This is a genomic window from Nitrosophilus labii, assembly GCF_014466985.1.
In the GTDB taxonomy this organism is placed as follows: domain Bacteria; phylum Campylobacterota; class Campylobacteria; order Campylobacterales; family Nitratiruptoraceae; genus Nitrosophilus_A; species Nitrosophilus_A labii.
Map to the genome: position 1 here is coordinate 1,942,096 of NZ_AP022826.1, position 24,485 is coordinate 1,966,580.

Consider the following 24,485-nt stretch of genomic DNA (forward strand, 5'->3'; position numbering starts at 1 on the left):
TTCAAACTTTAGACTTTAGACTTTAGACTTTAAGCTTGAAACTTTAAGCTCTTAACTTGAAACCCAACAATCTCAAACTATTTAAAGAACTCGCCGCCAAAAGCGGATGGAAGTATAAAAAATAATCGCTTAAAAAAAAGTTAATCAAATTTTATAGTTTATATTTTATTGAATGTAATATGTTTATTAAGTATAATTGTCTTGTACAATAAAAAATTTTGATAAAAGGGAGGGTTATGGCACTCTATAATAGAGACTATATAGATGCTCATAATAAAAGTCTTGAAAAAGAGATAGTCAAAGAGGCTCCACGTGAAGAGAAACTTGATCGTGCAACTTTTATAAAAAAGACCTACCAACTCTTTGCCGCAAGTTTGATGGCAGCTACAGCCGGTGCATACATAGGTATGGATATGGCTGCTTCTATTGCAGACTGGTATTGGGGACTTGTTATACTTGAGTTTCTACTTCTTTTTGGTATATATTTTACAAAAAGCAAACCTGGAATCAATCTTATTATGCTTTTTGCGTTTACATTTATGACAGGAATCACACTAACGCCACTATTAAGTGCTGTTTTAGGAATGCCAGGAGGAGCTTCTATAGTTACAAACGCTCTACTTTTAACAGGAGTAGCCTTTGGCGGAATAAGTCTTTTTGCTATCAATACAAAAAGAGATTTTACCTTTATGGGTAAATTTTTGTTTATTGCTCTTATTATTATGATAGTAGCAGCTCTTATCAATATCTTTTTGGGAAGTCCGATTTTACAGCTTGCTATCGCTAGCGCCGGTGCCCTACTTTTTAGTGCATTTATACTTTTTGATACCCAAAATATAATGAGAGGAAACTTCTCTTCTCCAGTTGAAGCAGCAATCGCTTTGTATCTTGATGTACTAAACCTTTTTATATCACTTCTTCAGATTATGGGTCTCCTTGGAAGCAGCGAAGATTGATAAAGCTTTGGCTTTAGCTAAGCCAAAGCTTTTAAGGCTTATAGATGCAAATCTTAACAGATTAAAAGAGGGCATTAGAGTAGTAGAAGATATATATCGCTATATTTTCGATAAAAAAGATATAGCTTCAAGACTAAAAGAGTTAAGGCATATCGCTAAAATATCAGAGTACGAAACTCTCTTAAAATCGAGAGATATAAAAAACGATGTTCTGAAAGAGAGTACCCAAAGTGAAAAAGAGAGAACTAAACTAGAAGATATTTTAGTAGCAAACTTCAAAAGAGCACAAGAGTCTGCGAGAGTTTTAGAAGAAAGTTTCAAGCTTATAGACCATGAAATGGCTGAAAAATTTAAATATATCAGATATGAACTTTACGATCTTGAAAAGAGTGTTTTAAACATTACTCCATCTCAAGACTCATAAGATACATATTTTCGCCGCTTAAAACTTCTAGATCTACACTTTTGCATACCGGACATTCAAAAAGCAAAGAGTTATGCTCTATTTCGTTCACATTTTTACACTCTTTGCATTCAACTTTCAAAGGTTCTATTATCATTTCAAAAAAAGCTTCCTCACAAATAGTCCCTTCTTTAAAAGTATTGAATGCAATCTCAAGCAGGTGAGGCTCTACTCCACTCAAAACTCCGATTTTAACAACTATCTTTGTAACTTTTTTTGCATTATGTTTTTTTGCATTATCTTCTATAATATCTAAAAGACTTTGGACTATTGAATATTCGTGCATTATTTTCCTTTGGAATTAGGAATTTGGAATTAGGAACAAAATATTATTTTTACAAATTCCCAGTTCCAAATTCCTCATTTCTATGTATAGCTAACCTCTTTGGAGTTTGCAAAGGACAAACTTTATATACAAAATCGTGTCTTAACTTATGAAAAAGACTTTTCTCATCCCAAAATTCTGGATACATCTTTTCTAACTCTTTTTCTACACATCTACTTATCAACTCTTCATCTCTTTCTAGCCTATCTCTTTTTTCATCCAATATTTTATAAAATCTATCTTCATCTTCAGCAAGTTCTAAAACAAAGCTTTCTACCTCGCCAAAATCGTTATATATAAAATCAACCAGTCCTATTTTTTTTGCAAAGCTGGCTGAAATCGGTAGAGCTTCATCAACAAGTTTTTTAGCTTTATCTTTACCTACTCTTTTTGGAAGTGTATAAGTGTGATACTCACTACCGCTTAATCCCATTGTTTTGTAGTGTGGATTTAAAACAACTCCTTTTTTTATAAAAACTATATCGCTTGCCAAACCCAGAAAAACTCCGCCTGCTCCTGCATTTGCACGAAAAACAGTAATAGTTAAAATATCATCACTAAAAAGAATGGTTTTTACCAGATTGTTCATAGCGTTAATATTGCTCCAACCATCTTCACCCTTCTTTTTGCTATCTTCCAATATGGTTAGATGGATTCCGTTGCTAAAAAAGTTCTCGCCACCCATCAAAACCAGTATATACACCTCTTCCCTAAGTGTTTCGATAGCATATTTGAGTCTTATACACTGCTCCGAACTCATAGCTCCATTGTAAAAATCGAACTCTAAAAAGCCAACATTGTTCTTTTTGTAAAATGTAATCTCTTTGAATGTCTGAGTCTGAGGATCCATATATAGGGGAATTCTGTGCTCTTTTATACCTTTTAATTTATCTTTTAAAACATAAGTGGAAGGTAGTTTTATCTGGCGTATTCCCTCTTTTATCTGTGTCATATGGCTAATCCATATAGCCCAATCAATTGTTTTGACTAAAATCGCCCCGTCTCGCTTTGCCAAAATATCTTTGGGTTTGGCTTCAATATCTTCAAGAGCGCTTTTTTCCAAACTTACTCCAAAAATATATACATCAACCCCTAAAAAGTTATCCTTTACTCCAGGATAGTTATCTGAAGCATTTATTTTTTTAATAATCTCTTCACTTTTGTCTTTAGTCCAGTCTATTTTTCTTCTATCTTGAGTTACTCTTTTATGCATTGGCAAAAGCGGATTTTCTAAAGGTTTAAAGCCATTCTTTAACTTTTCTATAAGCTCGCTTACTAGTTCAACAGCCGCATCACTTACCTGATTTCTATAAATATACCCCTTCTTCTTTTTTGGTATTTTAAAGTTTTTAGTAGCCCAGATTTTTCCTCCGTCAAGCTCATCATCAGCCTCTAAAATAGTAACGCCCCACTCTTTTTTATTACCTAAAATTGCATTATCAAGAGCGTATGCTCCTCTGTCTCCAAAAGGACCCGGATGTACAATGAAAGTAGGGATTTTCTTGAAAATTTCTATAGGCAGTTTTTTTGTTAGATAAGGACATATCACTATATCCGGTTTAAAAAGTTCGACACCCTCTATCATGACGTTATCGTTTATAGCATACTCTACACTAACTGTATGACCCAAATCTTTTAAAAAGCAGTATATTTTTTGAGTTAAAGAGTTAAAATTGGTAGATATCAAAAGTATCTTCACCTTAGCATATCCTTGGCAAAATCTCACCACTTGGCATATCTAAAAACCTTCTTGTTCCCCACTCACTTTTTAGTAAAACTTTTTGTGGGTATTCATCCGTTACTATCCCAATAACACTAGCATTTTCATTAAACTCTTTCAAAATTTCCAATGCTTTTTGACTATCGTTTATGTCAACTGCCGCTACAAAAGTTCCCTCATTTGCCAAAATAAAAGGCTCAAACCCCAAAATCTCGCAAATTCCTCTCACCTCATCGCTTACTTTAACTTTGGCCTCTTCAATCTCAAAACATAAATCTTTAGCTTTTGCCCACTCATTAAGTACCGCAGCAACTCCCCCTCTTGTAGCATCTCTACAGGCTTTTATCTTCACATCTTCTTTTATAAGTCTCTCAACAACTGGCCATAAAGATTTGCAATCACTTGTTATCTCATTTTCCAGCTCTATCCCTTCACGGCTTGCAAATATACTAGCTCCATGTCTTGCAATGTCACCTGATATCAAAACTACATCACCAACTTCTATATTTTTTTGAGAAAACTCTTTAACTCTCTCTCCTATAGCTGAGATATTTATATAAATCCCGTCACAGCTCTCTTTTGGTACTACTTTAGTATCTCCTGTTACAACTTTAGCTTCGTTAATATCAAGCTCTTTTTTTATACTTCTAACAATTTTCTCAAAATCCCTAACATTAAATCCCTCTTCAATTATGAAAGATAAAGATAAAAACTTTGGTTTTGCCCCCATCATTGCAAGATCGTTACAGGCCCCAGCAACTGCAAGTTTTCCAATATCTCCTCCTTTGAAAAAAAGAGGAGTTATGGTAAAAGAATCTGTTGTAAATACCGGATTTTTAAACTCACTCAAGGAAGTTGCGTCTTCGGCTCTTTCTAAAAACTCATTTTTTATGTGTCTAAATATAATCTTTTCAATCAATTCTTGATTCTCTATCCCGCCGTTTCCCATTGAAAGTGTTATTGTTTTTTGCATACTCATCCTTACAACAAATTCCCATATTTATAATAAGCAGCACATGCACCCTCACTGCTAACCATACAGCTACCAAGAGGTTTTTGAGGAGTACAAGCAGTACCAAAAACTTGACACTCAGTCGGTTTAGCTATACCTCTTAAAATGTCCCCGCAGATACACAGTTTATGGTCTTCTATCTCCTCTTTTGGCAGTTCATAAATTTTTTCTGCATCAAACTCGCCAAATTCATCTTTAAGCTTCCATGCACTCTTTGGAATATTTCCAAGACCTCTCCACTTGAAAAGTTCTCTTTTTTCAAAATAGTTCTCAATCAATTCTTGCGCTTTAAGATTACCTTCTTTGCTCACACTTCTTTTATACTGTATCTCAACTTCACATCTACCCTCTACAAACTGGCTAACCATCATCAAAACCCCCTCCATCACATCAACAGGTTCAAACCCTGAAACGACAACTGGGCGGTTGTATTGAGAAGGAAACTGCTCATATATCTTGCTTCCTGCAATCACGCTTACATGGCTAGGCCCTAAAAAAGCGTCTATCTGGTTGTTATAACTATCTACATGTTCGTCTCTGCTATCAATTAGCTCTTTCATAACTTCAGGTACTGTAACATGGTTTATATGAAAGAGCATGTTTTTTATATTTTGTTTTATCGCATTTTCTAAAAGTGCAGCCGTCATAGGCGTAGTCGTTTCGAAACCTATAGCAAAAAATATAACTTTTTTATCTGGATTCTCTTTTGCAATTTTCAACACATCCAAAGGCGAATAGACAAACCTTACATCGCCCCCGTTGCTTCTTGCATCTTGCAAACTTCCTTTGCTTCCAGGCACCTTTATCATATCTCCCAAAGTACAAAGAATCACATCTTCTCTCATTGCCAAGATATAGGCGTGGTCGATTCTCTCTTTTGGCATAATACAAACAGGACATCCGGGACCGTGAATAAAGTTTATATTTTTTGGCATTAACTGCAAAAGGCCATATTTCATGATGGTATGGGTATGACCGCCGCATACCTCCATTATATTTATAGTTCTATCAAGTTTTTCGGCCTCTTTTTCAATCTCTTTAGAGAGAGCTTGTATAGCTTTTGGGTCTCTAAATCTGTCATATAAATCTTTTAGTACCATCAGCCTCCGCCTCCACTCGGACAGTTGTCACTCTCATCTATCATAGCCCTTTTCTCTTCCTCTTCCATTTTCTCTATTATCTCTTGATATAGAGCGATTGACTCTTTAGCATACTCTTCATCTATAATATTCATGGCATATCCGATATGTATCAAAACATAATCACCAACTTTTACCTCATCAGCTATAAAATCAATACCGACTTTTCTTTTAACCCCTAAAGTATCCACAATCGCGGTCATTTCATCTTTGTTTATCTCAATAACTTGTGACGGAATCGAAAGACACATTATCTCATCTCCATTTTAAATTTGATCCAGTTGGCAAGTTTTTTCAAAGACTCATTATCTTTTGTAGAAACTTCCAAAATATCAACATTAGGTTTAAGTCTTCGTGCAGTCTCTTTCGCTCTTTTAACATCAAAATCAAAATATGGAAGAAGATCTGTTTTTGTAATCAAAACAAGATCAGCTTGTCTGAACATAACTGGATATTTCTCTATCTTGTCATCGCCTTCAGGAACACTTACCAAAACAATATTAAGATGAGCTCCAACATCGTAACTGGCAGGACATACAAGGTTGCCAACATTTTCTATAAAACATACATCTAGATCTTGTAAAGGTATTTTGTGCAATGCTTCATGTACCATAAAAGCATCCAAGTGACACGCACTTCCGGTTTGTATCTGATATGCTGGAACTCCTTTGGCTTTTAGTCTATCTGCATCTCTGTTCGTTTCCAAATCTCCCTCTATAACACCAAATCGAAATTCATTCATCAAAGCAAGCTGTTCTAATACAGAAGTTTTACCGCTTCCGGGAGAACTCATGAGATTGATAGCTAAAACATTATATTTTTCAAAATGTTCTCTGTTATGTTTTGCTTCATGGTCGTTTTTATCCAAAATTTTAGTAATAACTTCAATGGTTTTCGTATCATTTAACTGTGGGTTGCTATGTAAATGCTCATGCTGATGTTCGTGAGTATGTTCTGTAATACTGCATCCGCAATCTTTACACATATTTTCTCCTTATGAATAATGATTCAATTATACTATATTTTCCAGTCATGCAAATGGTAATGACTATGCACCACTCCATTATGTTTATGTTTATGTTTATGTTTATGAAGAAGCTGTGCCTTCATTAAAAGTTGCATATCTGATAAAAACCTCTCCAACTCTCCATCAAAAATCAATTCATGACTCTTTGAAAGTACCAAAGCTCTTTCACCAAATTCATAAGCTAAACTAAGATTGTGAGTAGAAATAATCGTAGTCACTTGCATATCATTTAAAAGATCAATAAGCCAGCCGGTTGTTGGCGGATCTAGATTGGAAGATGGCTCATCCATGAGCAAAAGTTTAGGCTCTATTGCCAAAATCGCGGCCAGCGCTACTCTTTGTTTCTCCCCTCCACTAAGATAATAAGGTGGAGTATCAAGATATTTTTCCAAACCGAATCTTTTGGCAATCTCTATAGCTCTATCTTCTACGTTATCAAAACCAAACTCTCTTAAGCCAAACTCAATCTCCTCTTTTACAGTTGCGTTAAATAAAAGAGTATTTGGGTCTTGCATCAAAAAAGCCACATCTTTTCTAAAACTTTTTGCTATATTTTTGAAATTTTTTTTCTTTATCTCAACTCCATCGAAAATGTAAGTTCCATTTTTAGGAAAAAGAAGAGCATCTAAAATCTTCAAAAGAGTACTTTTGCCGCTGCCATTAACTCCTAGCAAAACAACTCTTTCTCCTTTTTCAACACTAAAACTTATATCTTTTAAAAGCTCTTTCTTCCTTCCTCTAAAATCTTCATATTCGAAAAAAATATTTTTAACTTCAATCATCAAAAAAACCTCTACTTTTCATCCCCATACTTATCTCTTGTCCATTATGTATGGTTTTATTCAAAAAATAAAAACTCATAGCTTTTAAAGATTTTATCCATTTAATATATCCAAATCTACTCCATCTTGAGCTTACTCCCATCCAAAAATCTAAAAAAGAGTTTCTAAACTGATATATCTGAGAAAATGAAAGAGCTACCAAAGCAGCTACATTTTTCGGTAAAACTTTAAAGATATTGATATTTTCTAAAACCCAAAAACTTATATATGTAAGCAAAAAGACTCTTAGATTAAAAAGAGCCAAAAAACTGTAATCTATCTCTTTAAAAAGCCCCATAAGTAGATAGGAAAGAGACACTATCATGCTAAAAAACAAAACAGAAAAGAGACTCTTTTTTATAAGATATCGAAAATCTCTTCTAGAGAGTATAAAGACTATCACCAAAGATATTGCTAAAAAATAGATATCATGAATCAAGGTAAAAAGAATTATCAAGCATAAATATAGATAAAAATATACTCTATCTGTCATCAAACATCACTTTAAAGTTTTTCTTTAAAAATCTATACAATATCACAGTTACCGCCCCTTCAACCAAACCTATCAACATATGAGGAACCATTATAGCCAAAGTGGTTGTTTTTATGTCAAAAGGAAAAAAAAGAGGTTTACCGTCTATTGAAGCTATTATAGGCTGAATCCCCAATAAAAAAGCTATAAAAACAGCCGATAGATTTACACCTACCCAGCCGGCCAAAAAGATAGCCAAAGTTTCGTTTCTTCTTTTTAAAACTTTATATACATAGTATGAACTAAAACTACCTACAAAAGCAATCGCCAAAATATTTATTCCCAAAGTAGTTACTCCGCCTTCACCAAATATTAAAGCTTCCACAACTAAAACTAAGGATGCGGCAACAAAAGAGAGCCAGGGTCCGAAAATCAACGCCAAAAGAGCTATACCGCTAAGATGAGCTGAAGTACCTCCCGGTAGCGGTATAGCTATCATCATAAAAACAAAACTTAAAGCAGATAGAGTAGCCAAAAAAGATACATTTTGGCTATCAATCTCTACCTTTTTAGAGGCTATATACCATAAAACGGCACTTGCTGCATATGCCGGAATATATGTAATAGGCGAAATAAAGCCATCAGGTATATGCATAAATTCTCCTAAAATAGTGTAGAAAAACTAAAAATTACTCTATAATCCTCTTTCCCCTCGCTTCCTTGTTGCTTATCCTCTTCATTAAGCTTTGTCCATACAGGAAGTTTCACTCCAAGAGCCGCACTTATATTGTTATAAAAAAGTCTAAAACCTATTGTAGTATATAAAATATCTCCTCCCGTTGCTTCTTGTTCGACTCCATTTTCCTTATCACGTCCTAGATGTAAAAAATTAGCTTCAAGATTAGTATCGAATCGTAATTTCTTTTTAGGATTTACGTAAAATTTATAAGCCAAAGCCGCATTTGCTCTTATTTCGTCTGCAAATTTAACTCTTGTTCCATCACTGTAAGTGTGTTCTTGGAAAGTATTATAAGATGTATCCATTACTAAAGTAAAGCCGTTTCCGAACCATTTTGTAGCACTAAGACCTATCATATACGAAGGCTCTCCGAAACTTAGTTGCATTCCTGCATCATATAAAGAGCCATTTGCTGTTTTTAACTCGCTATCACCGGTAGGTAATGAGACATTGGCAAAAATAGTAAAATGCCAATCTTCTAAATCGTCCAAACTCTCATTTTGTGGAGTTAATATAAATCCTTCATCATACTTAAATCCCAATACCCCCATAAGATTTATATCATGAAAGCCGCTTGTTTGAACTGAGTCTTCTTGTTTTTTTGTATAGTAAGGCAGAAAAATATAACCGCTAAGATACGATTTAAAGCCGTATCCGATACCATACATCCAGTAGTAACTCTCCTCCATCTCATCGTCGATAACATCTGTATATTTCTTATATGATGCGTAATCAAGCTTCATATAAGCTAAAAATTTATCTTCTGGTAGCATTGCCGAACTTGTTGTCTCTACAGGAGCACCAGGACCTTCCAATCCAACAACACCCAAAGATGCTACGCCATGATGGGCATAAGACAAAGTTGCAACCAATAAAGAGGCACAAACTGTTTTTTTCATCTCTCTTTCCTTTTTATAAAATATTGTAAAAATATAAAAATCGCAAAAATCAGCGCTACACCTACAAAGATTTTTTGAAATTTTTCAAAATTTGTTTTTGAATACTCTGTTATTTCAAAATCTTCTCCTACTTCAATCTCTACTTCTTTACCGTGTCCATCTTCGCTTATAACTTTAACCAGCCATTTGCCCACTCTATCTGGGACAAATACTACTCTTGATAACTTATCTGTTCTACCAACAGCAAAAGGTATCTTTTCACCGGGAGCAAAAACTTCATAAGGCTGATAGGAAAAATCCTCGCTACTACCAAAAGAAAAACTAAGCACAATTGCTTTTTGCTCCGTCACTTTATGAGTTAAATCGTGCGAAAACAAAGATACGGCAAAAAGAGCTATAAAAATCAGTTTTTTCATTTTTCAACCTTAAAATTCAAAGTTGTTGTATAAACTATTTCGTCACTCTTTTTTCCATCACCACTCTTTCTCAAAGTGGCACTGATATTTTGAAGTCCTTCTCTTTTAATCCTTATATTTACTCTGCCATCTTTTGAACTTTTGCCTCTAGGTTTTGAATCATAAGCTACGATAGCTCCCTCTATCGGTTTTTTATCAAAAAGGATCAAAAGTCTTGCTTTGTCGCCTACCTCTTTTGGGTTATTGAGCAAAACTATCTCAAAAGCAGAAGAGAGAGGTTTTTTCGAGTTTTTTTCCAGATATTTAATGCTCTCAAAACTTCTCCAGCTTTTAAGAGCCATTTTTACACTATCTTTTGGAAGATTTTTTACTCCATAAGAAGTTTTGGTGTAATAGCCGTTATCCATAAAGATATAGAGCTCATCGCACTCTTTTTTCAAACTCAGAGGATACTCTTTTATTACATTTAGATTCTCACTCTTATCTCCCTTTTTACAGATCACCTTTTTTATCTTGTTTGGATCATATTTTATAATTTTGGCTCCGGAGTGTTCTTTACTAATATGAAGATGACCGTATAAAAGCTTATATCCCTGATCACTCTTTTCTATCCAGATATCATGAGCAAAAAGGGTCACGGCGAAAAAAATAGATAACAGAGCCAACCTCATCTCAAACTCCTTTATGTGAATAGTGATTCATATTTTAAGAAAAAAAAGTTATTTAAAAATAAAAAAAGTGGCTTCTTGTTTAATTTAGGGACTAAAAATTGTCAAGAAATTGTAAAAAGAGTTTTTATCAATTCTTGACAAACTTTTGTCACAATGAAAGTATGAAAAAAAAGGAGGAGAAAATGAAAAAGTTGATTTGGCTTATAATAGCTGGGATTTTAGCAGTGAGTTTCGTTATGGCTGAGGATGAGGATAAATATGAAAAAGAGTATAAGGAAAAAACCTTTTTTGAAAAACTCTTTAAAAAATTTAAAGAGGAAAAAGATAAGCCAACTACAACAAGAACTCTTGTTCAGATAGAACCTCTCTATAAACAAGAGTGCGGCGAGTGTCATATGGCTTATCAACCAGAATTTTTACCCAAACGTTCTTGGAAAAAAATGATGGAGACACTAGAAGATCATTTTGGGGTAGATGCTACTATCGAAAAAGAAGATAACAAAAAGATTGTAAAATATCTTTTAGCAAACGCTAGCGATAGCAAAAAGGTATATGGAGAGTTTAACGAATTTTTAGAGAGTATACCTAAAAATCAAACTCCCCTTAGAATTAGCGAAATACCCTATTTTAAAAAAGAGCATAGAAAAATTCCTAAAAAATATATCTCTCAAAAAGAGGTCAAAACGTTTGCAAACTGTAATGCATGCCATAAAAAAGCCCAAAGCGGTGATTATAGTGAAAGATATATAGATATTCCAAATTATGGGAAATAGGAGGATTGATATGAGAGAACAAGCCTATATCTGGACTCTTCCTACGCGAATTTTTCACTGGCTATTGGTTTTGTATATTTTGATAATGTTTATAACCGCAGATGAAGATTCGCTACTAAATATTCACGCCGCATTTGGATATGGAGTGGGTATCTTGATATTTTTTAGAATTGTCTGGGGATTTATAGGTCCTAAATACTCAAAATTTTACGAGTGGCCTTTAAACTTTAAGGAAGCTTTCGAATTTATATTCAGCCTTTTTTATCCTAAAAAAGATTATCCGGGACACAACCCAGCCGCTTCTTTTGTGATGCTTGGTATTATCGTAGTTACTCTTTTGACAGTCTTAACCGGAGTTTTAACTTACGGTATTCAAGAAGGCAAAGGAGTTTTATCTTTTTTGAACTCAAGCTTTTTTAGAGAAATGGAGATATTTGAAGAGATTCATGAGTTTTTCTCCACATTTTTGCTTCTTTTGATATTTATCCATATTATGGGGGTTATAGTAGATACACTTCTTCATAAAGAAATAAGAACCCTAAAATCTATGATAGACGGCTACAAAAATCTAAAAGCCCAAAGTGTAAAATTAAACGCTCTTCAAAAGATAGTCGCAGCAATATTTCTATCAGCCGCAATCATAACTCCTGCTATCTCCTTAATATACGAGACTCCTTTAAACAAATCTATTCACCATCCTATAGAGTATGAAAACGAACTATCATCTTTTGTGGAAGAGTGCGGCTCTTGCCATACACTCTATCCACCTTTTTTGCTACCGGCAGAGTCTTGGAAAAGGTTGATGGCAGATCTTGAAAACCACTTTGGCGATGACGCCTCTTTGGATGAAGCTACAAGAAAAGAGATCGAAGATTTTTTGGTTAAAAATAGTGCCCAAAACTCTACCAAAGAGGCAGCCGTATATATACTAAAAAGTTTAAAAAATCATCCCATTGCAATAACAAAAACTCCATTTTGGAAAGAGAAACACGCAAAATTGGATAAAAATATATTTAAATCTCAAAAGGTAAAATCAAAAGTAAACTGTAAAGCTTGCCATAAAAATATAGAAAAAGGTATGATAGAAGATGCGGAAATAGAGATTCCAAAGGCTTGAGTATGAGATGGATGATGATATTTTTATTGATTGTGGGCTTGGGATTTTGCGATGAAGAGTATGAAGAGGGTTTTCATATCCCAAAAGATTTAAGTTATCTTCATTTGACAAAAGAGCAAAAACTCAAACTCAAAAAAATTTTGAAAGAGCATAGAGAAGTTTTGGAAAAACTTCACAAAAAAGAGGAGAGCGTAGAAAAAGAACTGGAGAAATTTTTTTTGCAAGATAGATTCGATAAAAGAGCTTTTTTTAAGAAAAATCTGGAATTAAAAAGAGAGATAGCTAGAACAGAATCCGATTTTTTTGAAAAAATACACTCTATCTTGGACAAAAATCAAAGAAAAAAGTTCATAAAATATCTAGAGGAGTGGGAGATTGAGTAGAGTTTTGCTTATCGAAGACGATATTGAAATGCAAAATCTTATAAAAGATTATCTATCTAACTACCAATATGAAGTTTTCTCTTTTGAAAAACCAAAAGAGGCTCTTCAAGCTTTGGAAAAAGAGAGTTTTGACATAGTGGTTTTAGACCTTATGTTGCCACAGATGGACGGTTTTGACATTTGTAAAGAGATAAAAAGAAAAAAGGATATCCCTATAATAATATCAAGTGCTAGAGGAGATATTGGCAATAAAATTATGGGTTTTGAACTTGGCGCAGACGACTACTTGGCTAAACCATACGAACCTAGAGAACTTGTTTTAAGAATAGAAGCAATACTTAGAAGAGTGAAAAAAGAGGAGGCTTTAAAAATATCGGATTTTTATATCGATGAAAAAAATAGATTGGTAAAACTTGATGATTACGAGATAGATTTTACCAAAATAGAGTTAGAGATATTTTTATATCTTATAAAAAATAGAGGCAAGGTACTCTCAAGAGAACAGATCATAAACTCTACATCCCTGCCGCCTGATACCAAAAACAGAACGATAGATATGCATATAAGCAATATAAGGTTTAAAATCGGGGATGATTCTAAAAATCCAAAATATATAAAATCTGTATGGGGAATAGGGTATAAATTTATATGAGTATCAAAACAAAGATCACGGCACTATTTTTAATAAGTCTTGTTTTGATGCTAACTCTTAGTTTTTGGATAGAAAAGCTAAATGAAACAAAAAACCAAAAACTTATAATTTCCAAATATATTTTAGCCGCAAAAGAGCTAATACCCATCATCGCAAATAACGATAAAAAACTTCTTGAAAAAAAACTAAAAGAGTTAGAACTTTACACTGTAAAAAACGGTTTTAAAACCATTATCTTTCAAAAACCATTTACGTTTGGAAGAGTCTCTATCTCGAAAAAGGATGGAAAATATTATCTAACCATAAAGTATCTAGACGAAAAGATGAGCTTTTACGATAAATCCCAAGATATATTTCTAGAAGAAAAGCTTATAACTAATATTTTGTTATTTTTTGATATATTGATACTTTTTACTATCTACTTCATCATTTTAAAGATAGTATCTCCCATAAAAGAGTTATCTGTAAAAATGGAGAGATTTTCAAAAGGTGATTATGATATAAGAATGGATATAAAAGGCGATGAAGAGATAAAAGTCGCTGCAACAAGTTTTAACAATATGGCAAAAACCTTACAAAAAAGTATCGAAGATAGGGAAAATCTACTCAAATATATAGGGCATGAGTTAAAGACTCCCCTAGCAAAAGCAAAATTTGCCTTTGAGATGAAAGACTACTCTTTGCTTGAAAAAAATATCAAAGATATAGATATGTTTGTCAGTGAAATTCTAAATATGCATCTACTGACAACACAAAATCTTAAAAAATCAAGATTTAAAGCCCAAACTCTCATAACTGAAGCGCTTGGAAAACTCTATATATCTGAAGAAGAAAATGTGCAAATAGAATTGGAAGACTTTTTAGTAGAAGCTGATATACACTATATGAGTATAGCTCTAAAAAATCTTATAGATAACGCTTTAAAATATACACAAAAAACACCTATTAAAATAGTTGCAAAAGATAATAAAATAGAGGTTATAAGCTATGGAGAAAGACTAAAAAAAGATTTTAGCTTTTATCTAGAACCATTCAAAAAAGAGGCTTCAAGTGGATATGGACTAGGTCTTAGTATAGTTGATATAATAGTGAAAAAACATGGTTTCTCTCTTTTTTACAGATATTTAGATGGGAAAAATATATTTGGGATTAATTTTAATGGATAGATGCATCTATTGCGAATGTAAAAGAGTTTATAAACTTTCTAATGATCATATTAAATGCCCATGTTGTAAAAGAAAATTTAGTCTAAAAAAAATTGAAAGGGATTTTAAGCTTATAGAATATTTTTGCAAAGATTTCAATGCTCTCGAGACCTCAAAAATAATGGGTTTAAGCTACGTAACTGTAAAAAACAGATTTTTGCTATTTAGAAAACTGATATCGCTCTATTTAGAAAAAGAGTATGAAAACAAAAAAGAGGTTATAGAGTTCGATGAATATCTTTATCTTGAAAAAAATAAAAGAAATGACAAAAAAAATATTTTCGATGCATACAACTTTTTGACTTTTGACTACGGTGGAAAAATTTACAATCTTATGATGCCAGATCTTTCACGATATAAAACCTCTTATCTAGAAGATGGCTTAGAAGAGATATACTATAAAGAGTTTGAACAGTTCTTAAAACTAAACCGTATAGCAAAACTGAAATCTTCCCAAAACCTAATAACAAGATTTTGGAATTTTTTTGAAAGCTTTATAAATTCCTACAAGGGAGTCTCTCGAGAAAACTTCTTCTATTATCTTAAAGAGGCAGAATTTAAGTTTAACTTTCCAAAAAATGAAAGAGTTGAGATTTTAAAAAAGATATATATAGATTCTTTCAAAGAAACTTTATAATCTACCCCTTTATATAAGTAAATTTAAATGTTAAGGGAAAAATACTGATCGAAAATCACTATAATAAACAGGCTCCTCTATATGCTATATTTGCTCTATCAATTGGAAGCTCTTTATTAAACACGGATTTTGCAATAGAATTTGTTTAAGTGGTGCTTTTGCTTGAGATATAGAGGCTTTTAAAAAGATAGTGTACAATAAAGTTCGCAATTTTACTTGAAGACTCTTTTTGAGATTTTGAAATCTTCAAAAGAGTTGGATAGACTTCCCAGTAAGGAATAAAGCAAGTATGAGGAAACCAATCTAAAAGAAATAATAGCAAAAAGTTCCCTGAAGCAATTGAAACACTTCAAAATGGTTTGGAAAATTCATTGCAATTTTATCACTTCCCACAAATCGATAAAAGGAGAATAAACTCAACCAATGTACTTGAAAGAATCGACAAAGAGATTAGAAGAAGATCAAAAGTTGTCTCAATTTTTCCATCAAAAGAGTCCTATCTTAGACTTATTGCCACATATCTGATGGAATATACCGAAGACTGGAAGATTGAGAGAAGTTATATTCATCCACAATAGCTTCAAGAGGTAATGGAAATCTATGAATCGCAGCTTAAAGCTGCTTGATATACAATGAAATATAACTTGCTGGAAAGAAAAATTGCGAACAAAACTTGACAATATCTAAAAATGTTACAAATAACTTTATGAAATTAAAAAGGGTCAAATAAGGTGAATGAGGTAAACAGAAGTAAAATCAGTCTAATTTTTAACCATTTTTGCTACACAATACCAAAGTTGTCCCAAAGAGATTCCGCCATCATTAATGGGAGTTTGTGTAGGAAAGAAGTAAGGAATCTGCTCTTTTTTTAGTTTTTTGATAGTTTCTTCAAGTAAAGTTTTATTTTGGAATACTCCGCCAGTAAGTATAACCGGAAGATTTTCATTTTTAGCTATGTAAAGTATAATTTCAGAAAGCGTATTGATAAATTTTGTAGCAATTTTCTCTTTTTTATCATTGATTAGAGTTTCAAAATCTATCTCAATCTCGCCATTATCAACTTTAAAATCGTATCTATCATCACCTCCACTATATGCCTTTTCGACCAAAAGTCCGCTATAGCCCTCATAATCTTGATATTCGCAAAGCCCGGATAAAAAAGCTACAGCGTCAAAAAGCCTTCCAACCGAACTTGTATAAAAACTATTTATACTCTTTTCATACGCTAGATTAAAAAGTTTATCTTTTACCTCAAAACCGTAGGCTCTCATTAGACTCCAGGCTATTAGTCTTATATCTTTTATAGCCTTTTCACCGCCCGTTATTTTAAAATATTTAAAATGGTATCTTCTTTCATCTCCTACAAATACCTCTCCGCCCCAAATATTTCCATCATCTCCATAACCTGTTCCATCCCAGCTAAAACCGATAAATTTCTCATTTTTTAATGGGTGGTCGGTTAATGCCATTTCTGCATAAGCGGCGTAGATATGAGCTAAATGGTGCTGAACTTCGCAAACTTTTATCCCTAAACTTTTTGCAAACTCCGTTGTTTCATAAGAGGGGTGTTTATCGCAGACTGCGATTTGGGGCTCAAAACTGTAAATCCTTTTAAAAACTTCTATCATTTTTTTAAAACACTCAAAACTCTCCACATTTTTAATATCCCCAATATGCGGCGATAAAATGATAGAATTTTTAAATCCAAGTGAAATGCTGTTTTTCTGTCTAGCCCCGACGGCTAAAATAGAGGGTAAATTCTTATCTATAAAAAAGCTTTTCGGAGCGTACCCTCTAGAGAGTCTATAAAAAAGAGATTTACCTGCTATTGATACCGCAACGCTATCATCACAACCGTTTACTATCTCTCTATCATACCAAAGAGTCTCATCATAAACATCATTTAATCTACTTAAATTATCTTCATCTTTTAAGATAGGTTGTTCGCTAATATTCGCGCTAGTTACGACCAAAGGAAAATCTATGTAATCAAAGAGTAGATGATAAATAGGATTGTAAGGCAAAAAGACTCCAAGTCTATCTATATCCGGTGCCGCTTCATTAAAACACTCAAACCTCTTTTTAACTACGACTATGGGTCTCTCTTTTGATAAAATCAGCTCTTTATCTTTTTTGCTTAAATCGCAATATTTTTCAATCTCTTCTAAACTTTTAAACATAACGGCAAAGGGCTTTTTAGCCCTTTTTTTTCTATCTCTTAGTTTTCTCACCACCTCATCAACATCGGCTCTGCAAACTAGATGATAACCCCCAACCCCTTTTACAGCTAAGATTTTTTTGTCACTTAAAAGCTTTGCGGCCTCTTTTATCGCCTCTAATTGTTCAAATTTTTTTAGTCTTACCTTGGGACCACACTCAAAACAACTTATCGGCTGGGCATGGTAACGCCTATTTGTTGGATCGTTATATTCACTTTCACACGCTTTGCACATAGGAAAACTAGACATTGATGTATTTTTCCTATCATACGGAAGACTCTTTATGATGGTAAATCTTGGTCCGCAGTTTGTACAGTTTATAAGTGGATAGTTAAATCTTTTGTTTGCAGGTTCTCTAAGTTCAGCTAAACACTCATCACAAACCGTAATATCAGGAGATAAGAAAGCTTCTTTGAAACTCTCTTTGCTTTTTAAGATCTTAAACTCTTCATACTCTTTTAAAGGAAGCTCTTTTACTTCAACTTTTACTATTTGAGAGAGTGGAGGAGCCTCTTTTTTTAATCTATCTAAAAACTCCCCTACTCTCTCGCCCTCAACCTCAATTTCCACTCCATCGGCTCTATTTTTAACAAATCCTTTGAGATTTAACTCTTTTGCCAAATTGTAAACAAAGGGTCTAAAACCAACACCTTGAACTATGCCTTTTACATAAATTTTCAGTCTGCTCAAATTTTTTAAGCCTCTAAATCCCATAAAAAATATTTAATTCATCTACACTAAACTCTCTGTTTGTTTTCACTTTTGGAATATTTCTAGTAAATCTACTAAAAAGAGCTGAATTTGTTATATATTTTCCACAGATAGCAAATTCTTCACTTTTTAGTTTTTTACCTAGCTCATTAAGAGTATTCGATAAAAAATCTCCTAAAGATTCAAAAATAGAGTAACTTAGAAGCACCTTATCGGTATTTCCGAGTCTATAACTCATTATAGATGCGTAAAAAGCTTCGTAACTAAATCTATTATCGATTATGCGACAATCCACGCTCAATCCGCCTTTACCTCCAAAATTCATAGCAAGACGATTTAACTCTTCAAATCCCCCATCTATACCTACTAAAAAGGCCGCTCTTTCAAAAAATCCGCTGATTTTCTCTAAATCATCCAAAGAACCAAATCTGTTTATATAGTTAACAACTAGCCTGTCTGAACCTTCTCTTAAAACTTTAATATGCTCAACGATATTTTCCGGTTCCGCACCAAAATCGAAAACTATTTTTACCTCTTTTTTATCGTAATATAAAAAGATTTTTTCATCACCAAAATATACTCCAACACTTTTTTTATCTATACCGTTTTCTCTTAAAACAGATAAAAATGCTGAACTTGCAATATCGGATTTTATAATATTTGGATGTTCAATCTCTTCATCTTTAAAAACATATACCTCTTTTGCACTGATCTCTTCAAACCTATTAACCTTATCCAAAATACCTTCATTTAGCACATAATCTCTATATATCGCTACTTTATCGATATTTAAAGGTTTTGGGATTATAACCCTCTCCCCGCTAGTTATGAGTTTGTATCTTTTATTCATAAAAAGTTTCACATCTTTTAAAAGATTTGTTTTAAGCAAAAAGTCCATTTTGAGATCATACTCGTCTTTGTTTTCTTCATAAAAGATATATCCAAGTTCTGTCAACTCCTTAGCTAAAAGAAGAGTAAAACCGTCATCAAAAGCTTTCAGTTCTACAACTGCTGAAACCCTTTTTTTTATTTCTTCATTTGTTGTTGTAGCATAAACAATAGGTCTTTCTATAGAAAAAAGCGCATTGATTTCTTGTTTTAGTAGTAAAAACTCATGCTTTGCCTTATCAAGATTTGTGATTAGTACCTTGCTTTTTGGACTTGGATCTTTATAAAAAGTTTTAAATCCGTTTAGTGTTTTAACGGCTACTCTTTCACCTTTTTTGATAGCAGAGGCTATAAGTTCAAAAGCTTTTTTATAGTCATCTTTTTCATTTGCCCAAAACTCTTTCGTTCCTTTTTTGTTCACAACTCTTATAGGTATATTACAATCAAGGCAACTAATAAGAGAGAAGTTTTCTCTAAAGGGATCTTTTTTTAACTCTTCTTTACAAGAAGGACATGGCTGAAAAACGCTTAAATAGCTATTTTCCCGTTTAAAAGGATATTTGTCAAAAAAGGCGTATTGATTTGAGCAGCTATTACATCCTGTAAAAGGGTAGTAGTATCTTTTAGATTTTATATCTAGCATCTCTTGCGCACATTTGTTGCAAACTCCGATACTTAGCGGAACATCTATAAACTCACTCTCCTCTTCCAAAACTCCCTCTTCAAAATCAACGCCTTCCAAAAAGATAGAATTGTAAAGATATAAATCTAAATTTTTAGTAAATATTTCAAAATTTTCATCTTTCTCATTAGCTTCAATTATTAAAAATCCTCTCTTTTTTGCTGTTTTTATTTTTATATTCGAGAGTTTAGCAATGGATTTTACTCTTTTTTCTAGATAGTTTGAATGTGAGGGAAATTTAAACTTTATTAACATCGAGTCCTTTCATAGTAGGATTATTGTACTCTTTTATAATCTCTTCCAAACTTACACTATCTATTTTTTTATAAGAGATGTTATCTTTTTTTAGTTCATTTAATACTTCGTTGATCAACAGATTAAAAGTTTTTTTCAAAGTTTCGGTTAAATCTATATCTACGCTCTCAATATCTTCCGGGACAACTCCAACTACATTTACCTTTGCCATTTTATCCAAAAAAGAGCATATCTCAAGCATCTCAACTACTTCCACTTCGTGTGCCGTTTGTCTATAACTTCCAAGGCCTATCAACACATCACTTGGCAGGTTATAAATAGAGCCTGGAGTATCTTTTATGGATACGGTATCAATAATAATAACCTTATCATATTCTTGATAATACCCCATCAGTTTAAAACCTAAGGTACCCCCGTCTATAACTTCTACTCCATCTTCAAATTCATAATTCTTTTCTAGGTACTTGGCAGCATATACACCTACTCCCTCATCTTTGAAAAGAATATTTCCCACACCCACTATAACACAACTCAAATCTTTATCCTTTTAAGAGAGCGGATATGCGAAAATCGCACATCCATCTATCAAGCAGCTCTCTTTCTTTTAAATTTATATCCACCAAAAACAATAGAGATATCTCCTTCTCTCCAAAAGATTGTTCTCCAAACAATATAGTATATATGAAACATTATCCAAACGATAATAATGTACATAGTTATATGATGGCTAATTCTAACATCCATCAAGGTCCCACCAGTTACCGCGATAGTCCAATCAGTAGCTAGATGAAGTACCCAAGGCCACCAACTCCCTATAGAGCTCTGTCCCGACGCCAGACCGTGTACATATAACTGAAGCCCTGTCAAAAGCATCCACGCTAAAAGTAGATGGAAAATGGTGAAATAGACCACATGAAAACTATCTACATGTGAACTGTCAAACCTCTTTACTCTGTTAAAAGTCAAAAGATTTATAAATACTTCTATAAACTCTTTTATATTTTCACTATTTGGTATTAGCTTTTTATAGGGCTTTTCAAATCTACTAAAAAAGTATAGATACACCAACACTATTGAGCTAACATCAAAAATAATGGCTAATATAAAATGGATCCATCTGTTCCAGGCCATTACATACTTATCTACAGCCGGTTCAGCGATAAAAGTTTGGTAATAAGGATGTCCAATATATAAACCGGTAGCAATAGCACCTATCATACTAATTGCGACTACCCAATGGTTGACCCTCATAAAAGGAGTCATCCTCTTTATTCTTACATACGATTCTCTCGAAGTTTTCATAATAATTCCTCCTTAAATAGAGCAAGAGGTATTCACTTTAAATTCACCTAACTCTCTTCCTTTGGTATTCACTATGTGAACCGCACATGCAATACAAGGGTCAAAACTGTGAATAGTTCTTAAGATTTCAAGAGGCTCTTCAGGATTTGCAACTTTAGTTCCTATTAAGCTAGCCTCATAAGCTCCCATTCTTCCCTTATAATCTCTTGGCGCTGCATTCCAAGTAGAAGGCACTACAGCTTGATAATTTTCAACTTTGCCATCTTTGATTTTTACCCAGTGTCCCAACGCACCTCTTGGGGCTTCTGCTAATCCATATCCCTCTGCATCTTTACTAACTGTATCAAAATCAAATTCTGTCCACGTTGAGAGATCTCCTGCTGCCACATTTGCGGCCAATTCATCAACCCATTCAACCATTATATCTGCCATCAACTCTGTTTCAATAGCTCTTGCTGCAGTTCTTCCAACAGTTGAGAAAAGAACTTTTACAGGTAGATTTCCATTTTTCAAAAATCTAGTAACATATTCGCTAATTCTTGGATCTTTTTTCGCAACTCCTACCACCATTCTAGCAAGAGGCCCAACTTCTACTCTGTGATCGTCATATAGTGGAGATTTAATCCAGCTATATTTTCCTTTAGTATCTAGATAAGCTATACCGTTCTCTTTTTTACCAAATCCGGTATAATTAGGCTCAGTTCTACCGTCAAAAGGATGTAGAGCCTCACCGCCTTTATACCAGGCGTGAGTCACGTCTTCCTTAACTTTTTCTTGATCAAATTCTATTACTTTACTTAAATCTCCATTTAATACTATACCACTTGGAAATAGAAGTTTAGAGTTGTAAAAACCTGTATCATCAAGTCTAAAATCGCCATATACAAGATAGTTCTTGAGTCCACCGCCTGTACCGTCAAGAGCTTCATCTGCATACATAGTTCCTGCCATATATACATCTGGCAAGTAAGCTTGCTTTATAAACCTTCTAAAGTTCATCAAAAGATCTTTAAACAGTGCAATACGAGCAGGATTTTTAATATCTTGAACACATGTCACACCGCCAACTACAATGCTTTGCGGGTGAGGGTTTTTACCACCGAAAATTGCCATCATTTTTGCGGCGTCTCTTTGAAGATCTAAAGCTTGAAGATAGTGAGTTACTGCTAAAAGATTTTGCTCTGGGGTAAGCTTATAATGCGGATTTCCCCAGTAAGCTTTGGCAAATGGTCCGAGCCTTCCTTGTTTTACAAATTTTTTAAGTCTCTCTTGCACTTCGCCAAACTTTGAAGCATCTGCTACCCATGGATTTGTTCCGGCTATTTTCGCCCATTTAAACGCTTCATCTACAGTCTTTTTAGGATCCGCTTCCAAAGCTTTTGTGATATCAACCCAATCAAGTGCATGAAGATGATAAAAATGCACCACATGGTCATGTACATATAGAGCACCTTGGATCAGATTTCTAACTATCCTTGCATTTTTAGGAATAGTAACTCCAAAAGCATGCTCTACCGCCTCTATACTTCTTTGGTAGTGCGTTCCGGTGCAAACTCCACATATTCTCATCGCCAAAAGACCGCAGTCTCTTGGATCTCTTCCCTTTAAAATCTCCTCAATCCCTCTAAACATAGTTGAAGAGCTATATGCATCTACAATCGTATTGTTATCATCTATAATAGCTTCGATTCTTAGGTGTCCTTCGATTCTTGTTATAGGATCAACTACTATATGCTTTCCCATTATCTATCTCCTTCTTCAATCTCACATTCTTCTTTTTTGCCCGCTACCGCACTAAAGGCCGCATGAATTCCTATACCTACAGCCGCAGCTGTTAGCAATCCTAAACCAAATTCGTCAACGGTTTTTTCTACTCCTCCAGTAGGTGCTTTTATATTAGCGTCCGCCATAGGTCTTTCGTAAGCGTATTTATCCCAAAAATCTGGCTCACTACAGCCGATACAACCATGTCCGGCTCCAATAGGCCAGTTAACTGCTTCATTATACCTTATAATTGAACAGTTATTGAAAGTCATAGGTCCTTTACATCCTACTTTATATAGACAGAAATTATTTTTGGCTCCTTCATCACCCCACTCTTCAACAAACTCTCCAGCATCAAAGTGAGCTCTTCTTTCACAGTTATCGTGGATTCTATAACCAAAAGCAAATTTTGGTCTAAGGAGAGAATCCAATTCAGGAATCTGTCCAGTAAGTACATAATGTAAAATAACACCTACCATATTTGCGGGATTAGCTGGACACGCAGGGATATTAACAATAGGTTTTCCTTTTACGATATCCATAACTCCAACGGCTCCAGTAGGATTTGGCGCCGCTGCCGGTACGCCGCCAAAAGTTGCGCAAGTTCCCACAGCAACAACCGCTGCTGCATCTTTTGCTACTCTATGTAAATGTTCTTCAAAAGTTTCACCACTTGCGCCTATTGTTCCATAAACTCCGCCGTTAGCTAAAGGAATAGCTCCTTCAACAAAAAGAAGATATTTACCTTTGAAATGATGCATAGCGTCTTCAAGCTGCTCTTCTGCCTGATGTCCAGCTGCAGCCATCAAGGTTTCGTGAAACTCTAAAGAGATAATATCTAGTATAATCTCATCTACTTTAGGTCCATCACTTCTAAGCAAAGCTTCCGAGTTTCCGGCACAATCTTGAAGTTCTATCCATATTACTGGAACTCTGTTCATAACCTCGGCTGCTTCAGCAACAAGCGGAGTAAAAGAGGCAGGCAGCATCAATGTTGCCGTCATAGCGCTTGCCCACTTCAAAAAATCCCTTCTATTTATTCCCTCGTCTTCCAAAACCTCCATAATATTTACATTGTTAACGGGTTTTAGCTTTTTTAGCTCTTCGAGTCTGGCTTTACATCTTTCATACAAAGAGTTGTAATACTCTTCACCTTTATTGGTATTTACCCTAGCACTTTTGGCACTAAACAGTCCTCTTAAATGTTCTCTGTTCACTTTCACTCCTTTATAAATGA

26 protein-coding genes and 1 pseudogene are annotated in these 24,485 nt (G+C 34.0%); 9 read left to right on the forward strand and 18 right to left on the reverse strand.

Annotated features, from left to right (window positions below; all coding sequences use genetic code 11):
* Window positions 1-236 precede the first annotated feature (236 nt).
* Complete coding sequence (locus tag NIL_RS09870; protein ID WP_187647585.1) at window positions 237-956, forward strand: Bax inhibitor-1/YccA family protein; 720 nt, start codon at window positions 237-239, stop codon at window positions 954-956.
* Window positions 937-1,380, forward strand: coding sequence for a thiamine-phosphate pyrophosphorylase (locus NIL_RS09875; RefSeq protein WP_246434435.1), 444 nt, complete (start codon window positions 937-939; stop codon window positions 1,378-1,380). Before NIL_RS09870 ends, NIL_RS09875 begins: the two co-directional genes overlap by 20 nt.
* Here NIL_RS09875 and hypA read toward each other — a convergent pair.
* From hypA to NIL_RS09935, 12 genes are read right to left on the reverse strand one after another with little or no spacing between them, the layout of a single operon-like run.
* Window positions 1,358-1,705 carry a hydrogenase maturation nickel metallochaperone HypA gene (hypA, locus tag NIL_RS09880; protein ID WP_187647586.1) on the reverse strand — a complete coding sequence of 116 codons (348 nt, stop codon included), beginning with the start codon at window positions 1,703-1,705 and terminating at the stop codon, window positions 1,358-1,360. The two genes, NIL_RS09875 and hypA, sit on opposite strands and share 23 nt — an antisense overlap.
* Window positions 1,706-1,754: 49 nt before the next feature.
* Window positions 1,755-3,443 carry a hydrogenase maturation protein gene (locus tag NIL_RS09885; protein ID WP_187647587.1) on the reverse strand — a complete coding sequence of 563 codons (1,689 nt, stop codon included), beginning with the start codon at window positions 3,441-3,443 and terminating at the stop codon, window positions 1,755-1,757.
* A 1-nt stretch (window position 3,444) separates the two neighbouring features.
* Entirely contained in the window at window positions 3,445-4,437 is a 993-nt protein-coding gene (gene hypE / locus NIL_RS09890; RefSeq protein ID WP_187647588.1) for a hydrogenase expression/formation protein HypE, read from the reverse strand.
* A gap of 8 nt (window positions 4,438-4,445) precedes the next feature.
* Complete coding sequence (gene hypD / locus NIL_RS09895; RefSeq protein ID WP_187647589.1) at window positions 4,446-5,576, reverse strand: hydrogenase formation protein HypD; 1,131 nt, start codon at window positions 5,574-5,576, stop codon at window positions 4,446-4,448.
* A complete protein-coding gene (locus tag NIL_RS09900; protein ID WP_187647590.1) occupies window positions 5,576-5,866 on the reverse strand; it encodes a HypC/HybG/HupF family hydrogenase formation chaperone in 291 nt (96 codons plus the stop codon). Before NIL_RS09900 ends, hypD begins: the two co-directional genes overlap by 1 nt.
* Window positions 5,866-6,600, reverse strand: a complete 735-nt coding sequence (hypB, locus tag NIL_RS09905) for a hydrogenase nickel incorporation protein HypB (RefSeq protein WP_187647591.1) — start codon at window positions 6,598-6,600, stop codon at window positions 5,866-5,868. The genes NIL_RS09900 and hypB overlap by 1 nt, the downstream gene beginning before the upstream one ends.
* Before the next feature lie 32 nt (window positions 6,601-6,632).
* Window positions 6,633-7,424, reverse strand: a complete 792-nt coding sequence (locus NIL_RS09910; RefSeq protein ID WP_187647592.1) for an energy-coupling factor ABC transporter ATP-binding protein — start codon at window positions 7,422-7,424, stop codon at window positions 6,633-6,635.
* On the reverse strand, window positions 7,417-7,956 hold the full coding sequence (locus NIL_RS09915) for a hypothetical protein (RefSeq protein ID WP_187647593.1): 540 nt from the start codon (window positions 7,954-7,956) through the stop codon (window positions 7,417-7,419). Before NIL_RS09915 ends, NIL_RS09910 begins: the two co-directional genes overlap by 8 nt.
* Window positions 7,946-8,590, reverse strand: coding sequence for an energy-coupling factor ABC transporter permease (locus tag NIL_RS09920; protein WP_187647594.1), 645 nt, complete (start codon window positions 8,588-8,590; stop codon window positions 7,946-7,948). The genes NIL_RS09915 and NIL_RS09920 overlap by 11 nt, the downstream gene beginning before the upstream one ends.
* A gap of 8 nt (window positions 8,591-8,598) precedes the next feature.
* Complete coding sequence (locus NIL_RS09925; protein WP_187647595.1) at window positions 8,599-9,573, reverse strand: transporter; 975 nt, start codon at window positions 9,571-9,573, stop codon at window positions 8,599-8,601.
* On the reverse strand, window positions 9,570-9,989 hold the full coding sequence (locus NIL_RS09930; protein WP_187647596.1) for a hypothetical protein: 420 nt from the start codon (window positions 9,987-9,989) through the stop codon (window positions 9,570-9,572). Before NIL_RS09930 ends, NIL_RS09925 begins: the two co-directional genes overlap by 4 nt.
* Entirely contained in the window at window positions 9,986-10,660 is a 675-nt protein-coding gene (locus NIL_RS09935) for a DUF4198 domain-containing protein (protein ID WP_187647597.1), read from the reverse strand. Before NIL_RS09935 ends, NIL_RS09930 begins: the two co-directional genes overlap by 4 nt.
* Window positions 10,661-10,842: 182 nt before the next feature.
* On the opposite strand from NIL_RS09935, the gene NIL_RS09940 reads away from it, so the two are divergent.
* The 7 genes and pseudogenes from NIL_RS09940 to NIL_RS09970 form a co-directional block, all read left to right on the forward strand.
* Window positions 10,843-11,433: a diheme cytochrome c gene (locus NIL_RS09940; RefSeq protein ID WP_187647598.1), complete on the forward strand. Its 591-nt coding sequence runs from the start codon at window positions 10,843-10,845 to the stop codon at window positions 11,431-11,433.
* A 10-nt stretch (window positions 11,434-11,443) separates the two neighbouring features.
* Window positions 11,444-12,550: a cytochrome b/b6 domain-containing protein gene (locus NIL_RS09945; RefSeq protein WP_187647599.1), complete on the forward strand. Its 1,107-nt coding sequence runs from the start codon at window positions 11,444-11,446 to the stop codon at window positions 12,548-12,550.
* 2 nt (window positions 12,551-12,552) lie between these two features.
* Entirely contained in the window at window positions 12,553-12,933 is a 381-nt protein-coding gene (locus NIL_RS09950; RefSeq protein ID WP_187647600.1) for a hypothetical protein, read from the forward strand.
* The gene (locus NIL_RS09955) at window positions 12,926-13,585 is read left to right on the forward strand and encodes a response regulator transcription factor (RefSeq protein WP_187647601.1); all 660 of its coding nucleotides are present in this window, start codon (window positions 12,926-12,928) and stop codon (window positions 13,583-13,585) included. Before NIL_RS09950 ends, NIL_RS09955 begins: the two co-directional genes overlap by 8 nt.
* Entirely contained in the window at window positions 13,582-14,751 is a 1,170-nt protein-coding gene (locus NIL_RS09960; protein ID WP_187647602.1) for a HAMP domain-containing protein, read from the forward strand. The genes NIL_RS09955 and NIL_RS09960 overlap by 4 nt, the downstream gene beginning before the upstream one ends.
* Window positions 14,744-15,427, forward strand: coding sequence for a transposase (locus NIL_RS09965; protein ID WP_187647603.1), 684 nt, complete (start codon window positions 14,744-14,746; stop codon window positions 15,425-15,427). Before NIL_RS09960 ends, NIL_RS09965 begins: the two co-directional genes overlap by 8 nt.
* A 323-nt stretch (window positions 15,428-15,750) precedes the next feature.
* Window positions 15,751-16,005: pseudogene (locus tag NIL_RS09970) on the forward strand (transposase); the annotation flags it as partial.
* A 183-nt stretch (window positions 16,006-16,188) separates the two neighbouring features.
* Here NIL_RS09970 and hypF read toward each other — a convergent pair.
* The 6 genes from hypF to NIL_RS10000 are packed head-to-tail and all read right to left on the reverse strand — an operon-like array spanning window position 16,189 to window position 24,465.
* Complete coding sequence (hypF, locus tag NIL_RS09975) at window positions 16,189-18,336, reverse strand: carbamoyltransferase HypF (protein WP_246434436.1); 2,148 nt, start codon at window positions 18,334-18,336, stop codon at window positions 16,189-16,191.
* 13 nt (window positions 18,337-18,349) lie between these two features.
* On the reverse strand, window positions 18,350-20,182 hold the full coding sequence (locus NIL_RS09980) for a hypothetical protein (RefSeq protein WP_187647605.1): 1,833 nt from the start codon (window positions 20,180-20,182) through the stop codon (window positions 18,350-18,352).
* Complete coding sequence (locus NIL_RS09985; protein ID WP_187647606.1) at window positions 20,166-20,717, reverse strand: HyaD/HybD family hydrogenase maturation endopeptidase; 552 nt, start codon at window positions 20,715-20,717, stop codon at window positions 20,166-20,168. The genes NIL_RS09980 and NIL_RS09985 overlap by 17 nt, the downstream gene beginning before the upstream one ends.
* A 50-nt stretch (window positions 20,718-20,767) precedes the next feature.
* Window positions 20,768-21,484, reverse strand: a complete 717-nt coding sequence (locus NIL_RS09990; RefSeq protein WP_187647607.1) for a cytochrome b/b6 domain-containing protein — start codon at window positions 21,482-21,484, stop codon at window positions 20,768-20,770.
* Between the two features lie 12 nt (window positions 21,485-21,496).
* A complete protein-coding gene (locus NIL_RS09995) occupies window positions 21,497-23,227 on the reverse strand; it encodes a nickel-dependent hydrogenase large subunit (RefSeq protein WP_187647608.1) in 1,731 nt (576 codons plus the stop codon).
* Window positions 23,227-24,465: a hydrogenase small subunit gene (locus NIL_RS10000; RefSeq protein ID WP_246434437.1), complete on the reverse strand. Its 1,239-nt coding sequence runs from the start codon at window positions 24,463-24,465 to the stop codon at window positions 23,227-23,229. Before NIL_RS10000 ends, NIL_RS09995 begins: the two co-directional genes overlap by 1 nt.
* Window positions 24,466-24,485 lie beyond the last annotated feature (20 nt).